This is a genomic window from Terrimesophilobacter mesophilus, assembly GCF_014200375.1.
Classification (GTDB): domain Bacteria; phylum Actinomycetota; class Actinomycetes; order Actinomycetales; family Microbacteriaceae; genus Terrimesophilobacter; species Terrimesophilobacter mesophilus.
This window is the reverse complement of sequence record NZ_JACHBP010000001.1, coordinates 686,128-698,173: the sequence shown is the minus strand read 5'-3', so window position 1 is coordinate 698,173 and position 12,046 is coordinate 686,128. Positions and strand designations below refer to the sequence as shown.

Genomic DNA, 12,046 nt, shown 5'->3' with positions numbered 1-12,046 from the left:
GGCAATACAGTGTTGCCATGACCGGGCTCCCTTCGCGCGTCGCGCTCGTCTCGCTCCACACCTCGCCCGCGTCCCAGCCGGGGACGGGGGATGCCGGCGGCATGAACGTCGTCGTGCGCTCTCTCGCGCGGGAGCTCGCCCGTCTGGGTCTGGAGGTCGACGTGATGACGCGCGCGGTCGGAACTCCCACCTCGGGGCAGTTGGAGCCCGGAGTGGTTCTGCACGAACTGAGTGCCGGCCCGCAGGGGCCGATCGCGAAGGATGCGCTCGCCGACGTGTCGGACGAGTTCGGGGAGGCGGTCGCAGCACTGGCCGGTCGGGCCGGGTCGCGGTACGACATCGTGCACGCACACTATTGGTTGAGCGGGATCGCCACGTTGCCGGTCGCTCTCGAACTCGGGATCCCCTTCGTGCAGAGCTTCCATACGCTCGCCGCCATGAAGAACGCGCTGTCAACACCGGGGGCACCACTCGAGCCCGAACGGCGGCTTCGGTCGGAGAGCTACCTGGCCGGGGAAGCCTCTGCCATCGTGGCGGGCTCCGCCTCCGAGGCGACCCACCTGATCGACGCTGTCGGCGCGCCCGCCGACAGGGTCTGGGTGATTCCACCCGGCGTCGATGTGGACTTCTTCAGGCCGAACCGGGCACGGGACGGCGATCGCGTCCGTGAGGGACTGGGCATCGAATCCGGCCGTGACATCCTCGTCGTGGCCGGCAGGATCCAGCCGCTCAAGGACCAGGAGCTGGCGGTGCGCGCCCTCTCGCTTCTGCACATGCGCAGCGCCGCCGCCCCCGTCCTCGTCATCGCCGGGGAGGCGACACCGGGGGACGAGGACTACGCGCTCGGCATCCGGAGCCTCGCTGGGGAGCTCGGCGTCGTGGACGATGTGCGGTTCGTCGGTGCCCAGTCCCGGGATGCGCTCGCACGCCTGTTCGCTGTCGCGACGCTCACGCTCGTGACCTCGCACAGTGAGACCTTCGGGCTGGTGGCGCTCGAGTCCGCCGCGAGCGGCACGCCGGTCGTCGGATTCCGCGGCAGCGGGATGCTCGAGTCGATCGCGGAGGGCGTGTCAGGGGTGTTCGTCGATTCGCGGGACCCCCAGGACTGGGCGTCGGCGATCTCCGACCTCCTCCACGATGCGGTGGGACTCGAGCGGCTGTCGGCGAGCGCGAGGGACCACGCGCTCGGCTACACCTGGGCGGCGTCGGCCACCGCCCTGCTCAGTGTGTACGGCAGTCTCTAGGGACCGTCGTCAGCGGTAGGACTCGAGCAGGCGCAGCCAGATCTCGCTCATCGTCGGATACGCGGGGACCGCGTGCCACAGCCGGTCGATGGGAACCTCGCCGACGACGGCGATGGTCGCCGCCTGGAGAAGCTCCGCAACATCCTGCCCGACGAAGGTCATGCCGGCGATGACGCGGCGCGTCTCGTCGACGACCATGCGCGCCCGGCCGTGGTAGCCGTCCGCGTGCAGGCTGGATCCGGCAACGTGCCCCAGCTCGTAGTCGACGACGCGGATGTCGAGGCCGGCTTCGGCCGCCGCCGCCGCGGTGAGACCGACGGACGCCACCTCCGGTTCGCTGAACGTCACCTGGGGCACGCAGCGGTGATCGGCCGTCGCCACGTGGCGCCCCCACGCGGCATCCTCGATCTCCGCTCCGTTCGCCCTCGCGGCGATCACGTCGCCCGCGGCGCGCGCCTGGTATTTGCCCTGGTGGGTGAGCAGTGCGCGATGGTTCACGTCCCCGACCCCGTACAGCCAGTCGACCCCGCGAACCCGCAGGCTGTCATCGACCTGGAGCCAGTCGCCATCCGTCAGCCCGACGCGATCGAGCCCGATTCCGTGCGTTCGCGGGGTGCGGCCGGTGGCGACGAGAACCTCCTCCGCCGTCACCGTCGACCCGTCGTCGAGCTCCATGAGGACGAGGTCGTCCTCCCGGTGGGCCGAGAGCGCCTGAACGCCGGTCTTCACCGTCGCGCCGAGCGACTCGAGGCCCTTCTGCACCAGCTCACCGGCGAACGGCTCCTGGCCGCTCAGCAGGCTGCCACGCGACACGACCGTGACCTCTGTGCCGAACCCGGCGTATGCGGTGGCCATCTCGACGCCGACGACTCCTCCTCCGAGGATCGCAAGGCTCGAGGGGGCGGTCTTGGCGCTCGTGGCCTCCCGGCTCGTCCACGGCCTCGCATCGCGGAGCCCGGGGATGTCGGGCATGAACGCGGCGGATCCCGTGCACACCGCGACCGCGTGGCGTGCGGTCAGGATGCGCTCTCCGCCGTCGGCATCCCTCACCGCGACCTCCCGGACGCCGGTGAGTTCTGCACGGCCGCGCACGAGGTCGATGCCGACGGACTCGACCCAGTCGACCTGGCCACGATCGTCCCAGTCGTGCACCGTCCTGTCCCGTCGGGCGAAGACCGCGGACACGTCAAGGTCTCCGGTGACCGCCTCGGCAGCCCCCGCCACGTTCTGCGCGGCCCTCAGGGCGGCGGCACTGCGGAGCAGGGCTTTGGATGGCATGCACGCCCAATAGGAGCAGTCGCCTCCGACAAGCTCGTCCTCCACTATCGCGACGGTCAGGCCGCCCGCCCTGGCGCGATCGGCAACGTTCTCGCCCGTGGATCCCGCCCCGATGACAATGACGTCGTAGTCGTTCATCCGTCGAGGCTACGCCTCATCGCCCGGTGAACTCTGCCGGCGTTCGGGAGAGGAACGACTCCATGCCGGTCCTGGCGTCCTCCGTCGCGGCCAGGCGCACGAGCTCGGGTTGAAGCTCGCGCTCGGCTGCGGCATCCCCCTCCCGCACCGCAGCGCGGGCGTTCGCGAGGGTCGCCTGGACGGCGAGCGGCGCCTGCGCTGCGACGCGCTGCGCGAGCTCGAGCCCTCGGGAGTACTGCTCGCCGTGAGGCACGACCTCCTGCACGAGACCGATCCGCAGGGCCTCCGCAGCGTCGAAGGTGTCCCCGGTGAGGAGCCACCGCATGGCATTTCCCCACCCGACGGCCCGGGGGAGGCGGATCGTCGCCCCGCCGAAGGCCAGGATGCCGCGGCTCACCTCGATCTGGCCGAACCGGGAGGAGTCCGCGGCGATGGCGATGTCGCTCGCCAGGATCAACTCGATTCCGAGGGTCAGGCACATGCCCTGGACGGCCATGACGACGGGCTTGCTGACCGCGCGGCCATCCATGGCCCACGGATTGATTCCGCCCTCGGGGACGATGTCGAGGCCGTCCGGGCCGATGCGCGGGCCGACATCCGCCAGATCGAGCCCACCGGTGAAGTGGTCGCCGTGGGCGAAGACGAAGCCGGCACGCAGTGAAGGGTCCCGCTCCAGCTCGACGTAGGCGAGGGAGAGCTCATGCAGGAGTCGAAGGTCGGCGGCGTTGCGCTTGTCCGGTCGGTGGAATCCGATGAGAAGCACGTGGCCGTCCCGTTCCACGGTGATGCGCGGCGATGAGGCGTCCGAATCGTTCATGACGCCAGCCTAGGCGGGATGGCGAGGGCATCCCCGGCCTGCTGTCACGCGGTGATGGCGGCGATGATCCTCAGGATCGTGGGGAGGTCGTCCGCAGCGGACTCGGCGGAAGATGGGGCGAACTCGCACAGTCCGGCCCCCGCGATCGGGAACCGCGCCCCGACAGCGCGGATCGCTTCGAGCAGGGTGGCGAGCGAGAGTCCGAAGGGTTCCGGATAGCCGAGCGAAGAGAATTCGGCCGGGTCGAGCACATCGAGATCGATGTGGAGGTAGACCTGCCCTGCGCCCGTCGCCTCGATCGCGGCGATGAGCGAATCCGCACCGAGCTCGCCGGGCGGCAGCATCCGGATGCCGCGCTCGGCGATCCACTCCGCCTCCGGTTCGTCGAACGCGCGCGCTCCGGCGAGAACCACCCGGTCTGACGGGAACGGGGCATCCGGAACGAGCGAGGGGAAGCCGTCCCCGAGAAGCGTCCTCAGCACCATCCCGTGGAAGGCGCCCGACGGCGAGCTCTCGGGAGTATTGACATCCGGATGCGCGTCGAACCAGACGAGGGCGAGGTCATCCGCGTGCCCGGCGAGGGCGTGCGAGACGGGAGCGAGTTCCACCCCGCAATCTCCTCCGATCGTGACGACGAGACCGGTGGTGTCGGCGAGCGCCTCGGCGCAGCGGTCCCGCACGATCTGGATCGCGCTGATCCTGCGCACACCGCTGCCGAGGCTCTCCCCGGCGCCGAGGGGCACGTCGATGACTCTCGTTCGCGACGACGGCAGGTCGCTGCGGATGGCGTTCGCACCGTCGGTCAGTTGCAGGGCTCTGGTCGACCCCGAGCCCTGCCACTGCGGTGCGATGAGAAAACTGGCGTCCATCGCGTAGAGATTACTCTCCCGAGGTCACTGCTCTCAGCGGGTCGGAGCCTGCCTTCAACGCAGCGAGCCGCGCCTCGACCTCGATCTCCTTGTCGGAGTCCGCGAGCTGTTCGAACTGCGCATCGAGACTCGATGCGGCGAGCTCCTGCTGCCCGAGGACCTTGGCCTCCTCGCGCCGGATCTTCTCCTCGAAACGATTGATCTCACTCGTCGGGTCCAGGATATCGATGCTCTTCATGGCATCCATGACCTGCTGCTGTGCGCTCGCGGTCTTGGCCCGCGCGATCAGTTCGTCGCGCTTGGAGGAGAGCTCCGTGAGCTTGCCCCGCATGCCGTCGAGACCCTGCTTGAGCTTGTCGACGACCTCGGTCTGACTGGCGATCGTCGGTTCGGCGGTCTTCGCCTCCTTCTCGGCGGCGAGCTGGCGACCGAGTGCGACCTTCGCGAGATTGTCGAACTTGTCCGCGTCGGTCCCATTGCCCGCTGCACGCAGCTCGTCGGCCTTCCGGCTCGCCGCGAGGGCCTTTCCACCCCAGTCCTGGGCGTTGGCGACATCCTCGGCATGGTCCTGCTCCAGAAGGCGGAGGTTGCCGATGGTCTGGGCGATCGCACTCTCCGCCTCCGCGATGTTGTTGGTGTAGTCGCGCACCATCTGGTCGAGCATCATCGCGGGATCCTCTGCGGCATCCAGCAGTGCGTTGATGTTGGCCTTGGCCAGCTGCGCGATCCTGCCGAAAATGGATTGCTTTACCATCCTGATTCCTTCCGTTGGAGCTCGAGAGCTAACTTCAAAGGTAGTGGAGCGCCAACTCCGGGCGGAAGTGGGTCATTTACAGCGGAGCTCGACGCTGCCACAATGGGGCCGTCGCGGTCAACGTGGCCGTGAGAAAAAGATCCGAAAGAGGAATCGACCATGGCAACTGTGGACAGGAACACGGCGAACTGGCGCCTGTACGGCGGCGGCGGATTGCTCGTCGGCGGCATCCTCTGGGTGATCAACGAGCTCCTCGCGGCGAACGGTACGGGGGCGGATGTCGCCAAGTGGCTCGGGATCATCGGGCTCATCATCGTGGCGATCGGGTTCTTCCTGGTCGGATGGGGCGAGACCGGCTCCAACGGCGCCGTCGGGAACGACCTGCTCGGCAAGCTGGGCCTCGCTGCGGCATCGCTCGGTGCCCTTCTGTGGGGTTTGCTTCCGATCTTCAGCGTGGCCGTCGCCGGAACCTGGCTCTGGGTCATCGCCGTTCTCCTCGTGCTGGGAACGCTCGCCGGGGCATATGCCATCACGCGGAAGAAGGTGGCCAGGGGCCTTGCCAAATGGGCGATGTACGCGGTCTTCCTGATGGCGCTCCTCTACTTCCTCGGTGCGACCGGAGGTGTCACCGCGCTCGCCAATTGGGTGATCGGCCTCATCTTCGCTATCGTGGTGGCCCTGACTGGATTGCTCTACCTCCTCAATCGGAAGTAGCCGGTCCCAAGACAACGCGCGATCGCTGCCCCAGCGTTGTGGCAGCGATCGCTGCGTTGTTTAACGGCGGCTTCCTCACGCGCGCCTGGCGGGATCAGCGAAGGTCGACGGGCACGAGCCGGCTCATGACGAGCGTTCCGCCTGCACCGGGCGCATCCGGCAGGAACACGATGGCAGCGCTGATAGCTGCAGCCCCGGGACCGAGCGGCGGCAGCGCTTCGCGGAAGCCGTCGCCGGTCTCATCCTGCGCCGAGCAGACGACCAGTCTTACCTCTGCCGTGTAGTCCACGGAGGCGCCGGGGGCGAGGTCGATGAGGACGCCACGCGAATCCATGGGCCCATTGCTGTGCCAGGAGACGATGCCGTCGCGCGAGAGCGTCATGAACGGCGAGGAGGCCGTCGACCCCGTGATGCGCGTCGAGCCCGTGTTGGTCATGCGCACGGTACCCGTGACGACCGAACCGTCGGCGGATGCGGTGGTCGGGAATTCGACGGAGAGGCTCAGACCGCCGGACACCGCCGTCGGTACCGTCACGGGCTGGGCGCACCGGTTGAGCTGCTCCAGACCGCCACCGAGGCCCACCCTGCCTCCGGAGTCCTCACCCTTCACCGTTCCGGGATCGGGTTCGGAGTATGACGGTGCGTCTGCGGCGGTCTGTGCTCCGCCCCGGCTCGGCAGCAGGCCGGGAAGCGAGGTGATGCCGAGCGTCGTGACGCCGGCGACGGCGAGCACGGCGAGGGAGGAGAACGCCACGAGTCTCGGTGTTCGTCGTGCGCGCGCCCGCGTGAGCACCGCGGCAGTATCGATTCCGCGGGTCGGCGCGTCCGACGCTGCATGGAACTCGTTCCGCAGCTCTGACTCAGTCGCCACGTCGACCTCCCGTACCTTCGGCCTCGTCCGCTCCGAAGACGATCGCCAGTTTCGCCAGCGCGTCGCTCAGGTACCGCTTCACGGCACCGGAGCTGATGCCGAGCTGTGACGCGATGTCGTCGACCTTCAGGTCCTCGTAGTACCGGAGGACGACACAAGCGCGTTCCCGGGGTGACAAGGCGCGCAACCGACCGGCGAGATCCATGCGAAGATCGCTCGACGGCACGGGCTCATCCAGGGTCGCCTCCGTCGCCTCGAGGCGGGCGATGCGGCGCCACAGGGTCTTCCGCCTTCCATTGTCGAGGTAGGTGTTGAGCACTGCCTTCCGCACGTAAGCCTCGGCGCTCGAGACGGTGAAGCCGTTGCGAAGTCGACCGAACGTCTTCACGAGCGCATCCTGCACGAGGTCTGCCGCGTCATCCGCGTTTCCGCACAACAGGTATGCGTAACGTTCCAATGCGGGGCCCCGCTCCGCCACGAGTCGGGTGACGACCTGCTCCCAGGAGGGAACAGAGCCTTCACCCGCGCGCTCGGCCATCGACTGCGCTCCTCTCGCTGAGCCCATTCTGATGGGCAGGGGCGCTCCGCGGACAGTGACGTGCGCACGAGCAGGCGAAATCGTCGACATACCCACTAAGACGCAGGAGACGCAAAGAACGTTGGGTACCCGGAGGGCACGCGTTACTTCTTCTCGAGCCGTTCCCGGATGTCGGCCAGCTGGCGAGGGAGTGCTGCGGGGAGGCGCTCGCCGAACGTGTGCAGGAACTCCTCGGTACCGGCGAGCTCGTCGAGCCAGGCGTCCCTGTCGATGGCGAACAGGTCGTCCCAGTCCTCGTCGCTCACGTCGAGACCGTCTCGCGGGATGCCGCCCGCCCGCGGGACGAGCCCGAGGGGGGTCTCCTGCGCGCCGACCTGCGCATCGACGCGATCGAGAATCCAGGCGAGAACACGGGAGTTCTCGGCGAATCCGGGCCACAGGTATCGCCCGTCATCGCTCTTGCGGAACCAGTTGACCTGGAAGATGCGCGGAACGGTGGCGTTGGTGCGAAGGGTCTCGCCCATCCGCAGCCAGTGCGACCAGTGGTCGCCCATGTTGTAGCCGCAGAACGGCATCATGGCAAAGGGATCACGGCGAAGCTCGCCGACCTTGCCCTCCGCTGCTGCCGTTCGCTCGGAGGAGATCGTCGCGCCCATGAACACGCCGTGTTCCCAGTCGCGGGCCTCGACGACGAGCGGCACGTTGTGGGCGCGGCGGCCACCGAAGATGATGGCGTCGAGGACGACGCCATCCGGGTCGTCCCAGGAGTCGGCGATCGACGGAGCCTGGCGAGCGGAAACGGTGAAACGGGAGTTCGGATGTGCGGCAGGCGTTCCGGACTCAGGCGTCCAGTCGTTGCCCTGCCAGTCGGTGAGGTGGGCCGGCGGCTCCTCGGTGAGACCTTCCCACCACACGTCACCGTCGTCGCGCAGTGCGACGTTGGTGAAGATCGTGTTGCCCCAAATCGTGTCGACCGCCGTCGCGTTCGTCGACGTGCTCGTTCCCGGTGCGACTCCGAAGAACCCGGCCTCCGGGTTGATGGCCCGCAATCGGCCGTCCTTGCCCGGCCGCAGCCAGGCGATGTCGTCACCGATCGTCTCGACCTTCCAGCCCGGAATCGACGGGCGCAGCATGGCGAGGTTCGTCTTCCCGCACGCGGAGGGGAAGGCGGCCGCGACGTGGAACATCCGTCCGCGCGGGTTGGTGACCTTGAGGATGAGCATGTGCTCCGCGAGCCAGCCCTCATCGCGGGCGATGACGGATGCGATGCGCAGCGCGAAGGACTTCTTGGCCAGGAGCGCGTTGCCGCCGTAGGCGGACCCGAACGACCAGATCTCCCTGGTCTCCGGGAAGTGCGTGATGTACTTCGTCGGATTCGACGGCCACGGGACATCCGCCTGGCCGTCGAGCAGCGGCGCGCCAACGCTGTGCACGGCGGGCACCCACGGTGTCTCCTCTCCGATGAGGTCGAGGGCCGCCCTGCCCATCCTCGTCATGATCGACATGCTGGCGACCACGTAGGGGGAATCGGTGACCTGGACGCCCAGCTTCGCGAACGGGCTTCCGAGCGGGCCCATGGAGAACGGGATGACGTACATCGTCCGGCCGCGCATGCTGCCGTCGAAGAGTTCCTTGAGGGTCGCACGCATCTCCACCGGGTCGCGCCAGTTGTTGGTCGGCCCTGCATCGTCCTGGTTCTCCGAGCAGATGAAGGTCCGCGCCTCGACGCGCGCGACATCCTTCGGGTCGCTGCGGGCGAGGAAGCTGTACGGGCGGTGCTCCGGGTTGAGGCGGATCAGGGTCCCGGTCTCGATCATCTCGCGGGTGAGGCGGTCGTACTCCTGGGCGGAGCCATCGCACCAGTGGATGTCGGCCGGTTTCGTCAGGGCGGCGATCTCGTCGACCCACTGCACGACCGAGGTCGGGGCACTGTCACGCAGCGAGCGGTCTTCTGCGTGATCGGCTGTCGCACCAGGTGTCCTGTGGGGTGCGGTGAGTGTCATGCCGGCCTCCTCGTCAAAATCCGATTCTCATACCATCCTGCGCCTCGAAACGCAGATTTTGCGGGGAATGTGGTGGAAAGAACGCCAAAACTTTCACTATGGTGGAATCCATGACCGATCTCGTGACGCTGGGCCAGCGCATCCGCCACTATCGCACCGACGCCGGGCTGACCCTCGACCAACTGGGAGTCCGGGTCGGGATCGCGGGGAGCCAGCTCTCGCTCATGGAGAACGGTCGCAGGGAACCGCGGTTGTCGCTCCTCCAGTCGATCGCCGGCACGCTGGAGATCGAGGTCTCAGACCTTCTCGACCCTGCGCCGCCCACCGCGAGAGCCGCGCTCGAGATCGAGCTCGAGCGCATGCAGCGCAGTCCGGTCTACGCGGCGCTGGGGCTGCCCAGCATCCGCGCGACGCGCACGATGCCGGATGACACGCTCGACGCGCTCGTCGGGCTGCACCACGAGCTGGCGCGACGCTCGAAGGAGGCGATCGCCACGCCGGAGGAGGCGCGCCGGGCGAACACGGAGCTGCGGCAGTTCATGCGCACCCAGGACAACTACATCCCCGAGATCGAGAAGCTCGCGCAGGAACAGCTTCGCCAGGTCGGCCACGCCACGGGAGCCCTCACGCACCGGACGGTGAGCCTCATGGCGAAGAAGCTGGGTTTCGAGCTCATCTTCGTCGCCGATCTTCCGCACTCGACGAGATCGGTCACCGACCTCGAGAACGGCCGCATCTACCTCCCGCCCGCATCGATCCCCGGCGGACACGGACTCCGGTCGATGGCCCTGCAGGCCCTCGCGCACCGGCTCCTCGGCCACCATGAGCCCGGCAGTTACGCGGAGTTCCTGCGCCAGAGGCTCGAGATCAACTATTTCGCGGCGGCGTGCCTCATGCCTCTCAAGCAGTCCGTGGACTTCCTCTCGACAGCGAAGGCGGAGCGCAATCTCGCGATCGAGGACTTCCGGGATGCGTTCGGTGTCACCCACGAGGCGGCCGCGCTACGGTTCACGAACCTTGCGACCAGCCAGCTCGACATGACCGTCCACTTCCTTCGCGTCGGCGAGGACGGGGCGCTCTACAAGGGCTATGAGAACGACGGTTTGCGGTTTCCCACCGACATCACCGGATCGACGGAGGGCCAGATCGTCTGCCGACACTGGAGCGCGAGGCTCGCGTTCGAGCGGACGAACCGCACGACGGAGTTCTACCAGTACACCGACACCCCCGCCGGAACCTTCTGGTGCTCGACCCAGATCGGGACGTCACAGGCCGAAGAGTTCTCGATCACCTTCGGGGTGCCGTTCAACGACGCGAAGTGGTTCAGGGGCCGCGACACGACGAACCGCCGCGCATCCACCTGTCCGGATGCGAGCTGCTGCCGGCGGCCATCAGGCGACCTCGCGTCGCGGTGGTCGCGGAAGGCGTGGGCGAGTGCGAAGCTGCACGCCCACATCCTCTCCCCGCTGCCATCCGGGACCTTCCCGGGTGTGGACGACACCGAGCTGTATGACTTCCTGGAGGCGCACTCCGGCTCGTGACGGTGGCGCGGCCACGTCGGCGTGGTTTCGATGCACCGGCTTCGCCGGCATCCGGCCAGCGGGAGAAGGGTCAACGCTGGTCGGGTAGCGTTCGGCGCGTATCGAAACCGGATCCGAAGTACTCCGCCGCCTCACGCCCTGCTCGCTCGAGGTGCTGCATCGGGTCGGCCAGAGCGGCCTCGGCGGAGCCCGCGAGTTCCGCCAGTGCGCACGTCCACGCCGTCGTCGGCGCTGCGACCTGTCCCGCGATCACTCCCGTCCGCACCCCGTGCCCGGCGGCGAGCGCGAGCAATTCCCCGACGACCTTCCCGGTGGCGGAGCTCGCGTCGAAACGTCCTTCACCCGTGATGACGACATCGGCCGTCGCGATCGCCTCAGACAACCCGGTCAACCGCTGAACCGTGCGAGCTCCCGACGTGACGGTCGCACCCCACAGCGTGGTGAACCCGTACGCCGTGCCACCCGCTGCGCCGCTGCCCGGTGCATCCGGGTCGCCACCGAGTACAGCGGCGAGCCGGGAGAGCCCGGCCTCGAGGATGCGGATGCCATCGGCATCCGCCCCCTTCTGAGGCCCGAACACGCGCGCCGCACCGTTTTTCCCGAGGAGCGGTGCTGTGACGTCGGCCAGGAGCGTCACTCCGTCGGGTGGCGGTGGCAGGAGCCCATCGGTCGTCACCCGCTCGAGGGAGACCAGGGCGCCCCCGCCGTCCTGGAGTGCCGAATCGCGAGAGTCCAGGAGGCCGAGGCCCAGTGCGGCGAGGGCGCCGGAGCCGCCATCAGTCGATGCTGAGCCGCCGAGCGCGATCACGATGGAGCGCATCCCGGCCTCGTTCGCGGAGCGGATGACCTCGCCCAATCCCCGGGTGGTCGCGTGCAGGGCATCCGGTTCCCTCATGAGGGGAAGACCGCTGCACTGGGCGAGCTCCACGACTGCCTCGCGATGGGGGAGCTCGAGGAATTCGCCGGGCGTCGGGCGGCCGTCTGGACCCGTCACCGGGCCGACACGGTGGCGCACCGCGGTCGGGGTGGCGGCCTCGATCGCATCGAGCGTACCCTCGCCTCCATCGGCCTGGGGGAGGAGGATGACGGTGTCATCGGGTCGGGCCTGCATCCAGCCCTCCGATATCGCGCTCGCAGCAGCACCCGCCGTCACCGACCCCTTGAAGGAGTCAGGGGCGATGATGACCGTGAGCGAATCCACCATGAACCAAGCTTGGCGCACTCCGGTCAGCGGCGGGACCCGGTTCCGGTGGGAGGATCGAGGCAGACAGGTTGGCCA

At 68.2% G+C, this 12,046-nt stretch carries 11 protein-coding genes; 3 read left to right on the top strand and 8 right to left on the bottom strand.

Features of this window, described 5'->3' with window-relative positions; all coding sequences use genetic code 11:
* The first annotated feature begins 17 nt into the window (after window positions 1–17).
* Window positions 18–1,244: a glycosyltransferase gene (locus tag BKA04_RS03465; protein WP_104095160.1), complete on the top strand. Its 1,227-nt coding sequence runs from the start codon at window positions 18–20 to the stop codon at window positions 1,242–1,244.
* 9 nt (window positions 1,245–1,253) lie between these two features.
* Here BKA04_RS03465 and BKA04_RS03460 read toward each other — a convergent pair whose 3' ends face one another.
* The 4 genes from BKA04_RS03460 to BKA04_RS03445 are packed head-to-tail and all read right to left on the bottom strand — an operon-like array spanning window position 1,254 to window position 5,100.
* Window positions 1,254–2,660, bottom strand: coding sequence for a dihydrolipoyl dehydrogenase family protein (locus BKA04_RS03460; protein WP_104095159.1), 1,407 nt, complete (start codon window positions 2,658–2,660; stop codon window positions 1,254–1,256).
* Between the two features lie 16 nt (window positions 2,661–2,676).
* Entirely contained in the window at window positions 2,677–3,477 is an 801-nt protein-coding gene (locus BKA04_RS03455; protein WP_104095158.1) for a crotonase/enoyl-CoA hydratase family protein, read from the bottom strand.
* A 44-nt stretch (window positions 3,478–3,521) separates the two neighbouring features.
* Window positions 3,522–4,346 carry an arginase family protein gene (locus tag BKA04_RS03450; protein WP_104095157.1) on the bottom strand — a complete coding sequence of 275 codons (825 nt, stop codon included), beginning with the start codon at window positions 4,344–4,346 and terminating at the stop codon, window positions 3,522–3,524.
* Window positions 4,347–4,356: 10 nt separating this feature from the next.
* Window positions 4,357–5,100: a PspA/IM30 family protein gene (locus BKA04_RS03445; RefSeq protein ID WP_104095156.1), complete on the bottom strand. Its 744-nt coding sequence runs from the start codon at window positions 5,098–5,100 to the stop codon at window positions 4,357–4,359.
* A gap of 159 nt (window positions 5,101–5,259) precedes the next feature.
* Between BKA04_RS03445 and BKA04_RS03440 the strand changes: the two genes are divergently transcribed.
* Window positions 5,260–5,814 carry a hypothetical protein gene (locus BKA04_RS03440; RefSeq protein WP_104095155.1) on the top strand — a complete coding sequence of 185 codons (555 nt, stop codon included), beginning with the start codon at window positions 5,260–5,262 and terminating at the stop codon, window positions 5,812–5,814.
* 94 nt (window positions 5,815–5,908) lie between these two features.
* Here BKA04_RS03440 and BKA04_RS03435 read toward each other — a convergent pair whose 3' ends face one another.
* From BKA04_RS03435 to BKA04_RS03425, 3 genes are all read right to left on the bottom strand, one after another.
* The gene (locus BKA04_RS03435) at window positions 5,909–6,685 is read right to left on the bottom strand and encodes a hypothetical protein (protein ID WP_104095154.1); all 777 of its coding nucleotides are present in this window, start codon (window positions 6,683–6,685) and stop codon (window positions 5,909–5,911) included.
* On the bottom strand, window positions 6,675–7,223 hold the full coding sequence (locus tag BKA04_RS03430) for a SigE family RNA polymerase sigma factor (protein ID WP_104095153.1): 549 nt from the start codon (window positions 7,221–7,223) through the stop codon (window positions 6,675–6,677). Before BKA04_RS03430 ends, BKA04_RS03435 begins: the two co-directional genes overlap by 11 nt.
* A gap of 143 nt (window positions 7,224–7,366) precedes the next feature.
* Window positions 7,367–9,226 carry a phosphoenolpyruvate carboxykinase (GTP) gene (locus BKA04_RS03425; RefSeq protein ID WP_104095152.1) on the bottom strand — a complete coding sequence of 620 codons (1,860 nt, stop codon included), beginning with the start codon at window positions 9,224–9,226 and terminating at the stop codon, window positions 7,367–7,369.
* Between the two features lie 98 nt (window positions 9,227–9,324).
* Here BKA04_RS03425 and BKA04_RS03420 point away from each other — a divergent pair, with 98 nt between their 5' ends.
* On the top strand, window positions 9,325–10,767 hold the full coding sequence (locus BKA04_RS03420; protein WP_408646435.1) for a helix-turn-helix domain-containing protein: 1,443 nt from the start codon (window positions 9,325–9,327) through the stop codon (window positions 10,765–10,767).
* A 70-nt stretch (window positions 10,768–10,837) separates the two neighbouring features.
* Here the strand turns inward: BKA04_RS03420 and BKA04_RS03415 are convergent, their stop codons facing one another.
* Window positions 10,838–11,971: a glycerate kinase gene (locus tag BKA04_RS03415; protein ID WP_104095151.1), complete on the bottom strand. Its 1,134-nt coding sequence runs from the start codon at window positions 11,969–11,971 to the stop codon at window positions 10,838–10,840.
* Between the last annotated feature and the right edge of the window lie 75 nt (window positions 11,972–12,046).

Coding starts and splice junctions, on each gene's coding strand:
- BKA04_RS03465 (WP_104095160.1), top strand. CDS start 18: ATGACCGGGCTCCCTTCGCGCGTCGCGCTCGTCTCGCTCCACACCTCG.
- BKA04_RS03460 (WP_104095159.1), bottom strand. CDS start 2,660: ATGAACGACTACGACGTCATTGTCATCGGGGCGGGATCCACGGGCGAG.
- BKA04_RS03455 (WP_104095158.1), bottom strand. CDS start 3,477: ATGAACGATTCGGACGCCTCATCGCCGCGCATCACCGTGGAACGGGAC.
- BKA04_RS03450 (WP_104095157.1), bottom strand. CDS start 4,346: ATGGACGCCAGTTTTCTCATCGCACCGCAGTGGCAGGGCTCGGGGTCG.
- BKA04_RS03445 (WP_104095156.1), bottom strand. CDS start 5,100: ATGGTAAAGCAATCCATTTTCGGCAGGATCGCGCAGCTGGCCAAGGCC.
- BKA04_RS03440 (WP_104095155.1), top strand. CDS start 5,260: ATGGCAACTGTGGACAGGAACACGGCGAACTGGCGCCTGTACGGCGGC.
- BKA04_RS03430 (WP_104095153.1), bottom strand. CDS start 7,223: ATGGCCGAGCGCGCGGGTGAAGGCTCTGTTCCCTCCTGGGAGCAGGTC.
- BKA04_RS03425 (WP_104095152.1), bottom strand. CDS start 9,226: ATGACACTCACCGCACCCCACAGGACACCTGGTGCGACAGCCGATCAC.
- BKA04_RS03420 (WP_408646435.1), top strand. CDS start 9,325: ATGGTGGAATCCATGACCGATCTCGTGACGCTGGGCCAGCGCATCCGC.
- BKA04_RS03415 (WP_104095151.1), bottom strand. CDS start 11,971: ATGGTGGATTCGCTCACGGTCATCATCGCCCCTGACTCCTTCAAGGGG.